7 protein-coding genes are annotated in these 18,915 nt (G+C 65.1%); all 7 read left to right on the top strand.

All coding sequences use genetic code 11. From position 1 onward, the window contains the following. The first annotated feature begins 338 nt into the window (after nt 1–338). The 7 genes from AC3WLT_RS27180 (at nt 339) to treY (ending at nt 18,859) form a co-directional block, all read left to right on the top strand. Nucleotides 339–3,782: a maltotransferase domain-containing protein gene (locus AC3WLT_RS27180; RefSeq protein WP_492594763.1), complete on the top strand. Its 3,444-nt coding sequence runs from the start codon at nt 339–341 to the stop codon at nt 3,780–3,782. Beyond that, nucleotides 3,779–7,240 (top strand): maltose alpha-D-glucosyltransferase, encoded by a 3,462-nt coding sequence (treS, locus tag AC3WLT_RS27175; protein ID WP_492594762.1) that lies wholly within the window; start codon nt 3,779–3,781, stop codon nt 7,238–7,240. Before AC3WLT_RS27180 ends, treS begins: the two co-directional genes overlap by 4 nt. Next, complete coding sequence (gene glgB / locus AC3WLT_RS27170; RefSeq protein ID WP_492594761.1) at nt 7,233–9,443, top strand: 1,4-alpha-glucan branching protein GlgB; 2,211 nt, start codon at nt 7,233–7,235, stop codon at nt 9,441–9,443. The genes treS and glgB overlap by 8 nt, the downstream gene beginning before the upstream one ends. 108 nt (nt 9,444–9,551) lie before the next feature. Then, nucleotides 9,552–11,771: a glycogen debranching protein GlgX gene (gene glgX / locus AC3WLT_RS27165; protein WP_492594760.1), complete on the top strand. Its 2,220-nt coding sequence runs from the start codon at nt 9,552–9,554 to the stop codon at nt 11,769–11,771. A 127-nt stretch (nt 11,772–11,898) separates the two neighbouring features. After that, nucleotides 11,899–13,815: a malto-oligosyltrehalose trehalohydrolase gene (gene treZ / locus AC3WLT_RS27160; RefSeq protein ID WP_492594759.1), complete on the top strand. Its 1,917-nt coding sequence runs from the start codon at nt 11,899–11,901 to the stop codon at nt 13,813–13,815. Further along, a complete protein-coding gene (gene malQ / locus AC3WLT_RS27155; RefSeq protein ID WP_492594758.1) occupies nt 13,812–16,007 on the top strand; it encodes a 4-alpha-glucanotransferase in 2,196 nt (731 codons plus the stop codon). The genes treZ and malQ overlap by 4 nt, the downstream gene beginning before the upstream one ends. Then, nucleotides 16,004–18,859: a malto-oligosyltrehalose synthase gene (gene treY / locus AC3WLT_RS27150; protein WP_492594757.1), complete on the top strand. Its 2,856-nt coding sequence runs from the start codon at nt 16,004–16,006 to the stop codon at nt 18,857–18,859. Before malQ ends, treY begins: the two co-directional genes overlap by 4 nt. Nucleotides 18,860–18,915 lie beyond the last annotated feature (56 nt).

Genomic DNA, 18,915 nt, shown 5'->3' with positions numbered 1-18,915 from the left:
TTGGGCCCGATTGCCGCCGCCAGCCATCCCCCCGCTGCGCCCCACCCTTCGGGCGCACGCTTCGCGCCCTTCCGCCCCGGTCCAAAACTCGCTGGCACAGCGTTTGCTGTGGTTTGCCATGTGTATTGCCGAGCGATCTGGCCAACTCCCGTGCAATCGGCCTCTGGCGTCAAAGCACCTGTTACTGGCCAGCGGCATGACGATCTTTGCACTACATTGACCAGTACGCGCCCTCGCTTCACGCATCGCGCGGGCAGCCGGCTCTGGAAGCCCAATGAGCGCTGTGATCGCATGTCAATTGCATCCACACCGCAGCAGGACGAATCTGGAAAAGACCGATGGAATCTCCAAACGGGTATGCGCCGCGGATCTACTTTTTTCATTCACTCCTCGTTGGGCCGCTCGATGCCTGGCCTGCGCAATTCGCTCATGCGGCCGCGCTGGGCTTCGATCACGCGCTGATCGGCAGCCTCTTCGAGCCGGGCCGGGCGGGACATGGACAGGTGGTCGGCAATCACGGCCAGGTGCATCCAGTGTTCGAGACGCAGCAACCGGCCACCGCGGCAATCAGGACGCTCGCGGATGCCGCCCGTCAGAACGGCTTGACCTTGCTGGTCGACCTCGTGATCGACCGGATGGCCGCCGATGGCGCGTTGTACGCCGAACATCCCGGCTGGTTCCATCCGTTCGAATCCGCAGAGGCGCGGCTCGATCCACGCCATGCGCATCGCGAGGACAACGTCGCCTACGCGAACTTCAACGACGCCGGCAGCAGCGCGGCGCTAGCCGGCTGGTGGACGCGTCAACTGCTGGCGCTGGCCGACGCGGGCGTCGGCGGTTTCCGTTTCGATTCGCCGCACCGCGTGCCGGCTGCGGTCTGGCGGCAACTCGGCGAGGCGGTGCGCGCGCGGCATCCGGAGGTGCGCTTCCTCGCTGCGACGCCGGGTCTCGCGCGCGGCGACCTGCTCGGCCTTGAAGACGCGGGCTTCGACAGCGTGTTCTCGTCGGTGCGCTGGTGGGACTTCCGCGCCGGCTGGATGGTCGAAGACCATGCGGCGCTCGCGCGCGTCGGCGCACCTGTCGCGTTTCCCGAAGCCCCTTACGGCACGCGGCTCGCCGCCGATCTGAACGATGCGCACGACGCCGCCATCGTCGAGCGGGCTTATCGTCGCGGGCTGTTCACGGCGGCCTCGACCGGCGCCGGCTGGATGATGCCAATGGGCTTCGAATACGGCGTGACGGAGCCGATGTGGCAAACGCGCGGCAACGCCTCGCAATATGCCCTTGCCTGTCAGTCGAAGAAATTCGACCTCTCGGAGCAGATCTCGCTGGCGAACGCGATGGTGCGCAATACGAAGGTACTGCAGGCCAATGGCGAATTGCGTCCGCTCAGCGGTCCGGGCGCACCCGCGGCCGTGCTGCTGCGCGCCGACAACCCCGACCTGCGCGACGCCGGCGAAGCAATCCTGATCGCGATCAATCCCGAACTCGGCGCGCCGGTGCGCGTCGATCCGGCGCGCTTCCTCGGCGGCGTGCCGGGCAACTTCACGCGCTTTGTGCCGCTCGAAGCGCCAGGCCATGTCGAACCCGCCGGATTGACGCCGTTCGCGCTCAAGCCCGGCGCGATCCGCCTGTTCCGCGCGGTGGCCGACGAGCCGATCCGTCTCGCGCCGCCGATCGACAAGGCGAGCGGCAAGCGCAGCGGCCACAAGACCGTCATGGAAGCGATCGCCGCGCCGCGCGTGGCGATCGAAAGCGTGACGCCCTCGGTCGATAACGGACGCTTTCCGGTCAAGCGCACGGTGGGCGAGCGCGTCGAGATCGGCGCGGCGATCTTCGCCGAAGGTCACGACAAGATCGCTGCCGCCGTGATCTGGCGCGCCGCCGACGAAACCGCATGGCACGAAGTGCCGATGGACCCCGCGCCGCCGGCCGGCCTCGACCTCTGGCGGGCGCGCATTCCGCTCGAACGCCTCGGCCGCCACGAGTTCACCGTGATTGCGTGGCGCGACGACTTCGCGTCGCTGGTCGAACACATCGAGAAGAAGCTGAAGGCCGGCCAAACCGTCGAGATCGAACTCGAAGAAGCTGCGCACCTGTTCGCGCTGGTGCTCGCCGAGGTGGAAACGTCTGACGGCGCGGTCACCAAGCCGCTCGAACAGATCGTCAAGGACTTCGCCAAGGCCGGCCCCGACGCGAAGCTCGCGCTGATCCTCGCGCCGGGCACGGCGAAGGCGATGACGGCCGCGCGGCACCGCCCGTACCTGAGCCGCGATCCGATCGTCTACAAGATCGAGGCCGAGCGCACCGCCGCGCGCTTCGCGAGCTGGTATGAGATCTTCCCGCGTTCGATGAGCGACGACGAATCGCGCCACGGCACCTTCGCCGATGTGATCACGAAGCTGCCGCGCGTGCGCGACATGGGTTTCGACGTGCTGTACTTCCCGCCGATCCACCCGATCGGCCGCGCCAATCGCAAGGGCCGCAACAACACGCTGAACGGGCAACCGGGCGACGTCGGCAGCCCGTATGCGATCGGCGCGGCGGAAGGCGGCCACACTGCCGTGCATCCGCAACTCGGCACGCTCGACGACTTCAAGACAATGCTGGCCGCCGCGCACGCGCACGGCCTCGAAATCGCGCTCGACTTCGCGATCCAGTGCGCACCCGATCACCCGTGGCTGAAAGAGCATCCGACGTGGTTCGCCTGGCGCCCCGACGGCACGCTGCGTTACGCGGAAAATCCGCCGAAGAAGTACCAGGACATCGTCAATCCCGACTTCTATACGCACGACGCCAAGCCCGACTTGTGGCTCGCTTTGCGCGACGTGATCCTGTTCTGGATCGAAGCGGGCGTGCGCATTTTCCGCGTCGACAATCCGCACACCAAGCCGCTGCCGTTCTGGGAATGGATGATCGACGACGTCCGCTCGCGCTATCCCGACACGATCTTTCTCGCCGAAGCGTTCACGCGGCCGCGCATGATGAACCGCCTCGGCAAGATCGGCTTCTCGCAGTCGTACACGTATTTCACGTGGCGCGAATCGAAGCGCGATTTCATCGAGTACATGACCGAACTCACGCAAACCAATGCGCGTGATTTTTATCGGCCGAACTTCTTCGTCAATACGCCGGACATCAATCCGCGTCATTTGCAATCGTCAGGGCGTTCGGGTTTTCTGATTCGCGCGGCCCTGGCGGCAACCCTCGCCGGTTCGTGGGGCGTGTACTGCGGCTTCGAGTTGTGCGAGGCGGCCGCGCTGCCGAACAGCGAGGAATATCTCGACGCCGAGAAGTATCAGCTGCGCGCATGGGACTGGCACCGGCCCGGCAACATCGTCGGCGAGATCAGCGCGTTGAACCGGATCCGCCGCGCGAACCCGGCGCTGCAAACGCACCTCGGTCTCACGTTCCTGCCCGCGCACAACGACAACGTGTTGTTCTTCGAGAAAGCGACCGAAGCACGCGACAACGTGATCCTTGTCGCGATCAACCTCGACCCGTTCAACGAACAGGGCGCCGATATCGAATTGTCGTGGGACACTTTCCAGCGTTGGCATCTGCACGACCACGGCACGCTGGAAGTGACCGATCAGATGACGGGTGCGCGCTTCGAATGGCATGGCCGCTGGCAGCACGTGCAACTCGGTTCGGGCCAGCCTTTCTCGATCTGGCGCATCGCGCCGCTCGGCGGCCTGCCCGCCGACCGCCCGGACGATGCCGACAGCGGCTATCACGCAGACGACGCTGGCAACCCAACCCCAACGGAAGGTGCGACATGAAGCGTGACGATCCAGCCCCAACCACGTCGCAAGCCCATTCGAGCGCAGCCACCGGCAGCACGGCGAAAGTGCGGACGGCACGGCGCGGCAAACCCGCCGCCCTCAGCGACGACCCGCTCTGGTACAAAGACGCGATCATTTATCAGGTGCACATCAAGTCGTTCTTCGACGCGAACAACGACGGTGTGGGCGACTTTCCGGGCTTGATCGCGAAACTCGACTACATCGCCGAACTCGGCGTGAACGCGATCTGGCTGCTGCCGTTCTACCCGTCGCCGCGTCGCGACGACGGCTACGACATTGCCGATTACCGCAACGTGCACCCCGACTACGGCCAGCTCGCCGACGTGAAGCGCTTCATTCAGGAAGCGCATGCGCGCGGCATCCGCGTGATTACCGAACTGGTGATCAACCACACGTCGGATCAGCACCCGTGGTTTCAGCGCGCGCGGCGTGCGAAACCGGGCTCGAATTATCGCAACTACTACGTGTGGTCGGACACCGATCAGAAGTACACGGAGACACGGATCATCTTTATTGACGCGGAACCGTCGAACTGGACGCATGACCCGGTTGCGGGCGCTTACTACTGGCACCGTTTCTATTCGCACCAGCCTGATCTGAATTTCGACAACCCCGCCGTGCTGCGCGAGGTGCTGCATGTGATGCGCTTCTGGCTCGATATGGGGATCGACGGGCTGCGGCTCGACGCCGTGCCGTATCTGGTCGAACGCGAAGGCACCAACAACGAGAACCTGCCGGAAACGCACGCGGTGCTGAAGAAGATCCGCGCGACCATCGACGCCGAATATCCGAACCGGATGCTGCTCGCCGAAGCGAACCAGTGGCCGGAAGACGTGAAAGAGTATTTCGGCGACGAAGACGAATGCCACATGGCGTTCCACTTCCCGCTGATGCCGCGCATCTACATGTCGATCGCGAGCGAGGACCGCTTCCCGATCACCGACATCATGCGGCAAACGCCGGACCTCGCCGAAACGAATCAGTGGGCGATTTTCCTGCGCAATCACGATGAACTGACGCTCGAAATGGTCACCGATTCGGAGCGCGATTATCTGTGGAACACGTATGCGAGCGACCGCCGCGCACGCCTGAATCTCGGCATTCGCCGCCGCCTCGCGCCGCTGATGGAACGCGACCGCCGCCGTATCGAGCTGATCAATTCGCTGCTGCTGTCGATGCCCGGCACGCCCGTGATCTATTACGGCGACGAACTCGGCATGGGCGACAACATCCACCTCGGGGACCGCGACGGCGTACGCACGCCGATGCAATGGTCGTCGGATCGCAACGGCGGTTTCTCGCGCGCCGATCCTGAGCAACTGGTGCTGCCGCCGGTGATGGGTTCGCTGTACGGCTTCGACGCGGTCAACGTCGAAGCGCAAAGCCGCGATCCGCATTCGCTGCTGAACTGGACGCGGCGCATGCTTGCCACGCGCCGCGCGAAACAAACCTTCGGACGCGGCACGATCCGCTTCCTGAAGCCGGAAAACCGCAAGATTCTCGCGTACCTGCGTGAGATGCCGGGCGAACCACCGATCCTGTGCGTCGCGAATCTGTCGCGCGCACCGCAAGCGGTGGAACTCGACCTGTCGGAATTCAACGGCTCGGTGCCGATCGAAATGACGGCGGATTCCGTGTTCCCCGCGATCGGCCAGCTCACCTATCTGCTGACCTTCCCGCCGTACGGCTTTCTGTGGTTCATGCTGTGCGAGGGCAGCCAGCGTCCGACGTGGGCGCAAGCGCATTCCGAGCCGCTGCCCGAATTCGTCACGATCGTGATCCGCGAAGGCCAGACCGGCCCGACGCCGGAGAATGTCCGTCTGCTGGAATCCGAAGTGCTGCCGTCATGGCTGAGCCGGCGCCGCTGGTTTGCATCGAAGGATCAGAAGATGCATGCCGTGCGCCTCGCCGCGCTGACCACGATTCCGAACGGCGGCTTCGCGTTCACCGAAATCGAAGCGGACGTGGGTGATCACACCGAGCGCTACGTGGTGCCGATCGCGATCACCTGGGGCGGCGAAACCACCACGCCGCTATTCATCCAGCTGGCGCTCGCGCGCGTGCGCCGCGGCCGCAACGTCGGTCACCTGACCGACGCATTCGCGCTGCCGATCTTCGCGCACGGCGTGCTGCGCAAGCTGCGCGAACGCGCGGTCATTCCGACGGTGCAGAAGAGCGAAATCAGGTTCGTCCCAACCGCGCGATTCGCCGAACTCGAGCATCTTGGCGAGCAGCCCGAAGTTCGCTGGCTCGCCGCCGAGCAAAGCAACAGTTCGCTGATCATCGCCGACGCTGCCGTCCTGAAGCTGGTGCGGCGCCTCGTGAGCGGCATTCATCCGGAAGCGGAAATCAGCCGCTATCTGACCCAGCTCGGTTATGCCTACACCGCGCCGCTGTATGGCGAAGTGGTGCGCGTGGATCCCGAAGGCGTACCGCATACGCTGGCTATCCTGCAAGGCTATATCGACAATCAGGGCGACGCCTGGAACTGGTCGCTCGACTTCCTGCGCCGCTCGGTCGACGAGCTGGCGCTCGCCGTCGATGCGGATGCGCAATCGCCCGATCGCGACAACGAAGCGATTCTGGTGGAAAGCTATAGCACGCTGGCCAGCACCATCGGCAAGCGGCTCGGCGAGTTGCACGTGGCGCTCGCCTCGCCTACCGACGACCCGGCCTTCGCACCGGAGCGCGCGAGCGCCGAACAGGTCAAGGCGTGGATCGACGGCACGCAAGCGATGCTCGCCGCCGCGCTCGATCTGCTCGCGCAGCGCATCGATCAAATGACCGACCCGGAAACCCAGGCATTGGCACAAAGCCTGATGGACCGTCGCGCGGCACTCACCAAAGCCGTCAACAAGCTCGTGCCGGCCGACGCAGGCGCCTTGCGCATCCGCATTCACGGCGACTTCCATCTGGGTCAGGTGCTGGTCGCGCAGGGCGACGCGTATCTGATCGACTTCGAAGGCGAGCCTGCCCGTACGCTCGAAGAGCGGCGTCAGAAGTCGAGCCCGTGGCGCGACGTGGCCGGTTTGCTGCGCTCGCTGTCGTACGCGAGCGCGGCGGCGCAGTCGACGATGGAAAGCGCGCCGCAGCAAACCGCCGATCGCAAGCGTGTGCTGTTCGAGCGCTTCCGCGCGAGCGCGGCGGAAGCGTTCCTGAAGGAGTACCGCGCCGCGATCGCCACCGCGGAGCCGCCGCTGGTCGCCGCGGAATCGGAGCAGGGCTTGCTCGATCTGCTCCTGATCGAGAAGGCCGCTTACGAAATTTGTTACGAAGCGGCCAATCGTCCGACGTGGCTCGGTTTGCCGGTACGCGGCCTCGCCGCGCTCGCCAGCCGTTTGCTCGACTACACCGGCACGCCGGCCCACGATTCATCCAACCAGGCGCCCGGCGCCGGCGCACCGCCTAACCCGACCGAGGGCGACTATGAGTGAGCACGATCCGGCCTCGGGCCTTCAACCGCTCGATATCGATGCGCTCGTCGAGGCGCGTCATCCAGATCCTTTTTCGCAGCTCGGGCTGCATCACACGGACGCGGGTCCGGTGGTGCGCGCGTTGCTGCCGAACGCCGCGCACGTCAGCGTGATTACGCGCGCCGACGGCACGACGCTCGGCGAGCTTCAGCAGCTGCGGCCCGGACTGTTTGCCGGCCGCGTCACGTCCGCGGCGCAGTACCGCTTGCGCATCGACTGGCACGGCGCGGTGCAGGAGATCGAAGACACCTATTCATTCGGCCCCGTGCTTGGCGACGAACCGCTGGGGCGTCTCGCCGGCGGCGATCCATATGCGGTGCTCGAATGTCTCGGCGCACGTCCGATGGAAATAGACGGCGTGCCTGGCGTGCGCTTCGCCGTGTGGGCGCCGAACGCGCGGCGCGTCTCGGTGGTCGGCGACTTCAATGCGTGGGACGGCCGCCGCCATCCGATGCGGCTGCGCCATCAGGCCGGCGTGTGGGAGTTGTTCGTGCCGCGCGTCGGTGTGGGCACGCGCTACAAATACGAGTTGCTCGCCCGCGACGGCCATCCATTGCCGTTGAAGGCCGATCCGTGCGCAATGCAAACGGAACAGCCGCCCGGCACCGCCTCGGTGGTCGCGCAGGTCGACGAAATCGAGCAGTTTCAATGGACCGATCAAGCGTGGATCGAGTCGCGCGCCGCCAGGCAAACCGCACGCGCACCGATCTCGATCTACGAAGTGCATGCCGAATCCTGGCTGCGCGTCGTTGAAGAAGGCCAGCGCGGTCTCAACTGGGAAGAACTCGCCGAACGCCTGATTCCGTACGTGCAGAGCATGGGCTTCACGCACGTCGAATTCATGCCGATCGCCGAGCATCCGTTCGGCGGTTCCTGGGGCTACCAGCCGCTCGGGCAGTTCGCGCCGTCGGCACGTTTCGGCAAACCCGAGCGGTTCGCCGCGTTCGTCAACCAGGCGCATGAGGCCGGTATCGGCGTGATTCTCGACTGGGTGCCCGCGCATTTCCCAAACGACGCGCACGGTCTGGTCGACTTCGACGGCACGCCGCTCTACGAGCACGCCGATCCGCGCGAAGGCTTTCACCAGGACTGGGACACGATGATCTACAACCTCGGCCGCAACGAGGTGAGCGCGTTCCTGATCGCCTCCGCGCTGGCATGGCTCAAGCGCTATCACGTCGACGGTTTGCGGGTGGATGCGGTCGCCTCGATGCTGTATCGCGATTACTCGCGCGCCGCCGGCGAGTGGGTGCCGAACATCTACGGCGGGCGTGAGAATCTCGAATCGATCGCGTTCCTGAAGCGGCTGAATCATGAGGTCGGCTATGTGCCGGGCGTGCCCGGCGCGATGACGATCGCCGAGGAATCGACCGCGTGGCCCGGCGTCACCGCGCGTGTGGAAGACGGCGGCCTCGGCTTCCAGTTCAAGTGGAACATGGGCTGGATGCACGACACGCTGCACTACATGCACGAAGACCCGATCCACCGCCGATACCATCACCATGAGATGACGTTCGCCATGGTGTACGCGTACTCGGAGCGCTTCGTGCTGCCCCTCTCGCACGACGAAGTGGTGCACGGCAAGGGCTCGCTGCTCGGCAAGATGCCCGGCGACACGTGGCAACGCTTCGCCAATCTGCGCGCGTACCTCGGCTTCATGTGGACGCATCCGGGCAAGAAGCTGCTGTTCATGGGCGACGAATTCGGCCAGATGGCGGAATTCGATCACGACACGTCGCCGCATTGGCATCTGCTCGACGATCCGAACCATCACGGCGTGCAGAAACTCGTGCGCGACCTGAATCATCTGTACCACCAGGAGCCGGCGCTGCATCAGCTCGACTGCGAACCCGGCGGCTTCGAATGGCTGATCGGCGACGACAGCAGCAACAGCGTATTCGCCTATCGCCGCAGCGACGGCGCGGGCCGCGAACTGGTGGCGGTCTGCAATATGACGCCGATGCCGCGGGTCGGCTACCGGATCGGCATGCCGCACGGCGGCCGCTGGGTCGAAGTGCTGAATACCGACGCCGGCGTGTATGGCGGCTCGAACATGGGTAATGGCGGGCTGGTTCACAGCGAGGAAATCTCGAGCCACGGCAGGCCGTATTCCGCTTCGCTGATTTTGCCGCCGCTGGCGACAATCGTTTTGCGCGCGGATTGATCGATGCGCCGTGGATGTGCCGTATACGAGCGCGCGGCGCATGCGTCGCGCGCTCGTTGCATGACGACCCACGATAGCGTCCATAAATCAGAACAAGGAAGGGGAACCATGTCGCATGCAATGCCCGACCGGCTTCTGCCGGGTTCGCCCTATCCGCTCGGCGCCAGCTGGGACGGCCTCGGGGTCAACTTTGCGGTGTTCTCGGCGAACGCGCAGAAAATCGAGCTTTGTCTGTTCGACCCCACCGGCCGCAAGGAACTCCGGCGTTTCATGCTGCCCGAATGCACCGACGAAGTCTGGCACGGCTATCTGCCGAACGCGCATCCCGGCACCGCATACGGATTTCGCGCGCATGGTCCGTATCAGCCGCAACATGGTCACCGCTTCAATCCGCACAAGCTGCTGCTCGATCCGTACGCGCGCAAACTGGTTGGGCGGTTTCGCTGGTCCGATGCGCTGTTCAGCTACCGCGTGCATTCGAATCGCGCGGACCTTTCCATCGACCGGCGCGATTCGGCGCCGGCCATGCCGAAGTGCGTCGTGGTCGACGAAGCGTTCGACTGGTCGCACGACCGGCGCCCGAATGTGCCATGGGGCGAAACCATCATCTACGAGGCGCATGTGCGCGGTGCGTCGATGCTGCGCAGCGATTTGCGCCAGCATGAACGCGGTACGTTCGCCACATTGGCTGCGCCGGAATTCATCGCGCATTTGCTGAAGCTCGGCGTCACCGCCATCGAACTGCTGCCGGTGAATGCGCTTCTGAACGACCGCTTTCTGGTGGAGCGCGGCCTGCGCAACTACTGGGGTTACAACACGGCGGCGTTCTTTGCGCCGGAGCCGTCGTATCTGAGCACGCACCGGCTCGACGAAATGCGCATTGCCGTGCGTCAGTTGCACGCGGCCGGCATCGAGGTGATTCTCGACGTGGTCTACAACCACACCTGCGAAGGCAACGAAATGGGGCCGACCGTGTCGTGGCGCGGGCTCGACAACGCCAGCTACTACCGGTTGATTCCCGGCGACGAACGCCACAACATCAACGACACGGGCTGCGGCAACACTGTGAACCTGCAGCATCCGCGCGTGCTGCAAATGGTGATGGATTCGCTGCGCTACTGGTCGACCGCGTTCAATATCGACGGCTTCCGTTTCGATCTCGGCGTGACGCTCGGCCGCGAGCACCACGGCTTCGATCCGGGTTCCGGTTTTTTCGACGCCTTGCGCCAGGACCCGGTCCTCTCGCAACGCAAGCTGATTTCCGAGCCGTGGGACATCGGCCCGGGTGGCTATCAGCTCGGCAATCACCCGCCTGGATTCGCCGAATGGAACGACCGTTTCCGCGACACCGTGCGCCGTTTCTGGCGCGGCGACGCCGGCTTGCGGCCCGACCTCGCCGCGCGTCTGACCGGCTCGGCCGATCTGTTCAACCGGCGCTTCAGGAAGCCGTGGGCATCGGTCAATTTTGTCGCGTCGCATGACGGTTTTACGCTCGCCGACATCACGGCGTACGAGCACAAGCACAACGAAGCGAATGGCGAAGACAACAACGACGGTCACAATGAAAATTGCAGCCGCAATTGGGGCGTCGAAGGCCCCGCCGACGATCCGCAGACTCTCGAAACCCGCGCACGCGTGGCCCGCTCGCTGACCGCCACGTTGCTGATGGCGCTCGGCACGCCGATGCTGCTGGCCGGCGACGAATTGCTGCGCACGCAGAACGGCAATAACAATGCGTACTGCCAGGATAACGAACTATCATGGCTCGATTGGGAGCGCGCGCAGGCGCCGGAAGGGCGCAGGATGACCGAGTTCGTCGCGCGGGTGACCGCGCTGCGCAAACAGCATCCGCTGCTGCGCGAGACGCGCTTTCTGTTCGGCGACCGCGAAGTGTTGCCGGGCCTGTTCGACGTCGGCTGGTTCGACGAGAACGGCGATCCGCTGACCATCGAAGCGTGGCAGGACCCGGAAGGCCGCGCGTTTACGCTGCGGCGCGCCGGTCCAGGCTTGAACGGCGAAACGGAAGTATTGTTGATGATGCTCAACGCGTCGGCGCACATGCTGCGTTTTACGCCTCCCCCACCGCACCTGGAATGGCACGTGCTGCTGGATACCGCCGAGCCCGAAAGCGCGCCGCATCGGTTGGCGGTTGCAGAGCTCGAAGTAGCCGCGCATAGCCTCGTGATGCTGGCGGCGCAACCGGTCGGTGAGGCGGATTGGCAGGCGGGCTGGAAAGCCGGCGCGCAGCACGGGCCGCGGCTATTGACGGCGCTGCCGCCGGATCCGGGGGCGCAACCGGCGGGAGACGAGAGGTCGCCGTCCGCGTGAGCAGTCCACGCATGGCAGCACGCACAGCAGGGCGGCGGCTTCACGACGCATAGGGTGAATAAGGTGCATAAGACTCGTTAGACACGTAAGGCGCGGCTCGATAGCAAAACCGAAGGGTGACGAAATCATGTCCGAATGTCCGATTGATCCTCACGCGCATCACCACGCACATTGCCTGCCGTTCGGCGCACAGTTGCTCGGCGCGGCGGGGACGAAACCGCGTACCCGGTTTCGTTTCTGGGCGCCTTCGTGCAAAACGGCGCAGGTGGAAATCGAAAGCGGACCAGCACAAGGCGCGCACGACATGACACCCGCCGGCAACGGCTGGTTCGAAGCGACCGCCGATTGCGGCGCGGGTACGCTCTATCGCTTCCGGCTCGACGGCAAACTTGCGGTGCCCGATCCGTCGTCGCGCTTCCAGCCACAAGACGTGCACGGTCCGAGCGAAGTGATCGATCCGCGCGCCTACTGTTGGGACAACACGCACTGGCATGGCCGCCCGTGGGAAGAAACGGTGCTGTACGAACTGCACGTCGGCGCGCTAGGCGGTTATGCGGGCGTGCAGGAGCGCTTGCCGGCGCTCGTCGCGCTCGGCGTGACCGCGATCGAGTTGATGCCGTTGAGCGATTTTTCCGGCAAGCACAATTGGGGCTATGACGGCGTGCTGCCGTATGCGCCGGATTCCGCCTACGGCCGCCCCGAAGCGCTGAAAGCGCTGATCGACGCGGCGCACGGCCTCGGTCTGATGGTGTTTCTCGACGTGGTCTACAACCACTTCGGTCCTGACGGCAACTATCTGCACCAGTATGCGCGCTCGTTTTTCCGTGACGGCACACATACGCCGTGGGGCCCGGCGATCGACTTCGACCGCAGCGAAGTCAGCGATTTCTTCACTGACAACGCGGTGTACTGGCTCAATGAATATCGCTTCGACGGCCTGCGTTTCGACGCGGTGCACGCGATCGGCGATCACGCGTGGCTGCGCGAATTGTCCGACCATATTCGCGCGAAGACGCAGCACGGGCGGCACGTGCATCTGGTGCTGGAAAACGAACACAACAGCGCGAGTCTGCTGGAAGCGCATTTCGACGCGCAATGGAACGACGACGCGCACAACACGCTGCACGTTCTGCTGACCGGCGAAACCGAAGGCTACTACCACGCCTACGAGGACCAGCCGATCCGCCGATTGGCGCGCGTGCTGTCGGAAGGCTTTGCGTATCAGGGCGACCCATCGCCGATTCACGGCGGTGCGCCGCGTGGCGAACCGAGCAAGCATCTGTCGCCGACCTCGTTCGTGATGTTCTTGCAGAATCACGACCAGATCGGCAATCGCGCGTTCGGCGAGCGTCTGCGCAAGCTGACATCAGACGACGCGTTACGCGCCGCGACCGGCCTGCTGCTGTTGTCGCCGCAAATCCCGTTGCTGTTCATGGAAGAGGAATACGGCTCGACCCAGCCGTTCCTGTTTTTCACCGACTACACCGGCGAGCTCGCCGACGGCGTGCGTGAAGGACGCCGCCGTGAGTTCGCCCGCTTTTCAGCGTTCGCCGACGAACAGCGCCGCGCACAGATTCCCGATCCGAACGATGCGAAGACGTTTGCTGCGTCGTCGCCGCCTGCGCTTGCCGAGGCGAGCGCACTGGAAGACGTAAAAGAGCGCCTCGAATGGATGCACTTCTACAAATCCGCGCTCACTGTGCGGGCGAAGCTGATCACGCCGCGTCTGAAGCATTCGAAAGCGCTCGGCGCGACGGTGTTGACCGCGCAAAGCGGCGCTGATGCCAATGCGCTGATCGCGCGTTGGAAACTCGGCGACGGCGAGACTTTATCGATCGCGTTGAATCTGTCTAACGACAGCGTGCCGTTCGCCGACGTCCCCGCCGGCAAGGTGATTTTCGAAACGCCGCCGCGCGTGCGCGAACAGATCGACACCAGGGTGTTGCCCGCGCACGCGTTCGTCGCATGGCTGACCGGCAACGTCAGCGACTACGCCATCGGCCACGATGCGCGCATCGCAGGTGTTCAGGAGCGCAACGCGTGAGTCCGACCCACCGCCCGAACGATACGATCGCCGCCCTCGCCACGCGCGCCGGCTTCGAGGTGGAATGGCGCGACGCGCACCATGCGACGCGGCATGTGCCCAAGCATACGCTCGCCGTTCTGCTCGAACGGATGGGGCTGCCGTGCGGTAACGCCACCGAGATTCGGCAAAGCGCCGCCGCGCTCGAAGCCGAACTGTCCGGCCGCAAACTGCCGCCGCTGATGACCGCCGAAGTCGAACGCGGTATCGCGCTGCCTGCCGCCGCAATCAGGTCCGACAGCCACTACCGGATCGAACTCGAAAGCGGCTCGATCATCGACGGCCGCTTCACCGCGCCCAAAGGCGAACAGGCCTTGCTCACGCCGATCAGCGAGCCCGGCTATCACACGCTCGTGATCAACGAGCAGCGCATGACGCTGGCCGTCGCGCCTTCGCGCTGCTACACCGTTGCCGATGCATGGCGCACGCGGCACGGCGGCTCCGCGCAAACGCCGCCGCTGTGGAGCATCGCGGCGCAGTTATACGGCTTGCGCCGCACGGGCGACGGCGGCATCGGCGATTATTCGGCGCTCGCGCAGCTGGCGATCGAAAGCGCGAAGCGTGGCGCGCATGCGCTCGCCGTCAGCCCGACACATGCGATGTTCAGCGCGGAGCCGCATCGCTTCAGTCCGTATTCGCCGTCGTCGCGTTTGTGGCTGAACGTCACGCATATCGATCCTGCCGCGGTGTTCGGCGCGGACGCGGCACGCGCCGCGATCGACGCCGCGCAAGCGGCCGATGCATGGTCGAGGCTCGAAGACTTGCCGCTGATCGACTGGCCGAATGCGGTTGTGTTGAAGCTGAAGGTATTGCGCGCGCTGTACGAGAACTTCTGCACGCATGAACGCGCGCAGGGCGCACCGCGCGCGCTGGAGTTTCACGGCTTCTGCGAACGCGCCGGCCGCGCACTCGAAGACCACGCGCGATTCGAAGCGTTGCAGGCCGCGCAACTCGCGCAAAAAGGGGGCAACGGTCACTGGCGCAACTGGCCCGAAGCATTGCGCGATCCGCGCAGTCCGGAAGTCGAAGCATTTGCGCAAGCCAATCGCCATGAAGTCGAGTTTCATCTCTTCCTGCAATGGCTTGCCGCCAAGGGTTTGTCGCACGCTCAGCACGCGGCTTGCGACGCAGGCATGGCCGTCGGCCTGATCGCCGACCTCGCGGTCGGTTGCGACAGCGCCGGCAGCCATGCATGGTCGTATTGCGACGACATGCTGCAAGGCGTGTCGGTCGGCGCGCCGCCCGACCTGTTCAATCAGGCGGGACAGGCGTGGGGCCTCACCACCTTTTCGCCGCGCGCGATGCGCACGCAGGGCTTCTCCGCATTCATGGACATGCTGCGCGCCGCGTTCTCCCATGCGGGCGGCATCCGCATCGATCACATTCTCGGCTTGCGGCGCTTGTGGCTCGTGCCGGAGGGCGAAAGCGCGCGCAACGGCGCCTATCTGCGCTATCCGCTCGAAGACCTGCTGCGGCTGATCGCGCTCGAATCGTGGCGGCATCGTTCGATCGTGGTCGGCGAAGATCTCGGCACCGTGCCGTCCGGTTTTCGCGAACGGCTCGACGAGCACGGCATCGCCGGGATTCGCGTGCTCTGGTTCGAGCGCACGCAAGACGGCAAGGGTTTCAAGCCGCCGCACGCATGGGATCGCAACGCGGTGGGCACCACGACGACACACGATCTGCCGACCGTAGCGGGCTGGTGGCGCGGCAGCGACATCACGTGGCGCAACCGGATTGGCCAGACGATGGCGCGCGCCGACGGCCGCGACCCCGAGGAAGCCGCGCAGGAAGAACGCGCCGCGGATCGCGCCGAACTATGGAGCGCGTTCCAGCAGGCCGGCGTCGCCGCGTCCGACGTCGCTGCGCCGCCGCCCGACGACGCGCCCGTAGACGAAGCGCTGGCCTTTGTCGCCGCGACGCCTGAGCCGCTCGTCACCTACCCGCTCGAAGATCTGCTCGCGCAAGTCGAGCAGCCGAATCTGCCTGGCTCGATCGACGAGCATCCGAACTGGCGCCGCCGCATGAGCTTGCCGATCGACGCGCTATTCGAGGACACGACGTTTTGCGATCGCCTGCTGGCAGTCGATCGCGCGCGCAGCGCCGCTATCCGTTCTACGACTCACGCTTCTTCGGAGCCTGATACGCCATGACCGTCCCGAGCTCCACGCTTCGCCTCCAATTCCATCGAGGCTTCACCTTCGACGACGCCGCAAAGCACGTCGAATACTTCGCCGCGCTCGGCATCAGTCACCTGTACGCGTCGCCGATCACAACCGCCGAGCCAGGCTCGATGCACGGCTACGACACCGTCGACTACACCCAGGTCAACGCCGAATGCGGCGGCGAGGCCGGCCTCAAGCGCCTCGTCGACAAGCTGCACGCGCGCAACATGGGGCTGATCGTCGACGTGGTGCCGAACCATATGGGCGTCGGCGGCTCGAGCAACGCGTGGTGGCTCGATATCCTCGAATGGGGCCGGCACAGCGCGTATGCGCGGCATTTCGACGTCGATTGGCATTCGCCCGATCCGGCTTTGCGCGGCAAGGTGCTGGCGCCGGCGCTCGGCGCGCCCTACGGCGAGGAACTCGCGGCGGGCCGCATTGCGCTGCATTTCGCCGCCGATACCGGGCGCTTCCATATCGGCTACGGTCCGCATGTGTTCCCCGTTTGCCCGATCGATTACGCGTCGATTCTGCAAGGCGCCGACCGCGCCGATCTCACCGCGCTGGCCGAGCGCTTCGAGGGCCTGACGACGCAGCCCGCCGATCAGCCCCGCGCCGCCGAAGGACGCGCCCTGCTGCGCGAGTTCGCCGCGCAGCAGGGCGCCTCGGCGATCGAGATCGCGCTCGAAACGTATGCGCCGGAGGACCCGGTCACGCGTGACCGGCTGCATCGCCTGATCGAACGGCAGCACTTCCGCCTGGCGTGGTGGCGCACCGCTTCCGATGAAGTGAACTGGCGACGCTTCTTCGACATCTCCACGCTAGCCGGCGTGCGCGTGGAGCGGCCCGAGGTGTTCGAAGCCGTGCACGCGCTGATTTTCCGTCTGTACCAGGAAGGCGTGGTGGACGGTTTGCGGATCGACCATATCGACGGCCTCGCTGAGCCGCGCGAGTACTGTCAGCGTCTGCGGCAGCGCCTCACTGAGTTGCGCGACACCGCGCCCTACGTGGTCGTCGAAAAAATTCTGGGCCGTGGCGAGCCGTTGCGCGACGATTGGCCAGTGGACGGCACGACCGGCTACGACTTCATGAACGACGTAGGCGCACTGCTGCACGATCCGGCCGGCGCCGAGCCGCTCGCGACGACGTGGGCCGAACTCACCGGCCGCAGCGCATGTTTTGCGGACGAGGCCTTAGCCGCACGGCGCAAGATCCTCACGGAAAACCTCTGCGCGGAACTGGATCGCGCGGCGCGTGCATTGCATCGCATTGCGCGCGATTCTCTGACGACGCGCGACTTCACCTTCACCGCGCTGCGGCGCGTGTTGACCGAGCTGGTCGTGCATTTTCCGATGTATCGGATTTATCCGCAGAACGGCTTGCGCAGCGCCGCCGATAACGTCTATTTCGAACAGGCGCTGGCCGGCGCGAAGGAAACGCTATCGCGCGCGGACCATGTCGTGCTCGAACGCGTGAGCGCATGGCTCGGCGGCAGCGCCGAAGAAGTGCCGAATGCACGGGTTAACGCACCGTCGCAGGGTCAGAATAGCGCGCCGCCGATTTATGCCGGCTCCGCGCGGCGCACCGCGCAAACGCTGTTTTCGCAACTGACCGCGCCGGTCGCGGCGAAGGCGATTGAAGACACCGCGTGCTATCGCTATGGCCGTCTGCTGTCGCGCAACGAAGTCGGCTCGGATCCGGGCGACTTCGCGTTGTCGGTTGAGCAGTTTCATGCGGGGAATCTGGAGCGCTCGCAGCGTTTTCCTCACGCGATGCTCGCCACCGCAACGCACGATCACAAACGCGGCGAAGACGTGCGTGCGCGGCTCGCGGTGTTGAGCGAGATTGCGCACGACTGGAACGCGACATTGCGCGCGTGGTCGACATTGAATGCGCCGCATCGCCGGGCGCTCGACGGCACGCCGATCAGCAGCGTCAGCAAGGATGCTAGCTACGACTGGGCGCCTGGCCCCGCCGCCGAAGCGATGCTGTATCAGACGCTGGCGGGCTGCTGGCCGCCGGAGCTATCGCCGGACGATGAAGCCGGCGTCAAGGAACTGGCCGGGCGCGTCGCGCAATGGCAACTGAAGGCGTTGCGCGAAGCCAAGCAGCAAACCAACTGGCTCGCGCCTGACGAAGCGTACGAAGCGGGATGCCGCGACTTCCTGTTCGACATCCTCGCGCCGCAGCGGCGCGACGGATTCTTGCGCGAGCTGTCCGGGTTCGTCGCGCGGATTGACCGCGCTGGTGCGCTCAATAGCTTGCAGCAGACGGTGTTGCGGCTGGCGTCGCCAGGGATTCCCGATCTTTATCAGGGCACTGAGCTGTGGGACTTCAGTCTGGTCGATCCCGACAATCGCCGGCCGGTGGATTTTGCAAAGCGCGAGGCGTGGCTCGTGCAGACGCCGCCGTCTGGATTTTTGCCGAGCTGGCGCGACGGCCGCGTGAAGCTCGCGGTGGTGCAGCGCGTGCTGGCGCTGCGCGCGCATTTGCCGGAGTTGCTGAGTCAGAGTACCTATTTGCCATTAACCGTGCGTGGCAGGCATGCGGCGCAGGCGATTGCGTTCGCGCGGCGGCATGAGAATGCATGGGCTGTGGTTATTGCCAGCCGGCTCGCTACTGGATTGCTGGGCGACGACGGCGATTTGCCTTTGGTCGATCCGGCCAGATGGGACGATACGGCGGTCGAAATGCCAGCTGATCTGGCTGGGCGGGCTTTGTTCGACTGGTTAAGCCCGGCGGCGCCTAAGGTCGATGAGAACGGATTGCTGTTTTTACGCGATGCGTTGGGAGGGATGCCGGTGGCTGTTCTGGTGGAGGATGGCGTACCAAGGGTTTAGGTTTTTTGCCTGCGCGGGCAGGCAAAAAAGAAACCTCAGGCGGCGCGGGTGAAAAA

Source organism: Paraburkholderia sp. FW306-2-2C-D06C (assembly GCF_058781505.1).
Note: the sequence above shows the minus strand (reverse complement) of the source record. Positions and strands in the feature narration are given on the sequence as shown.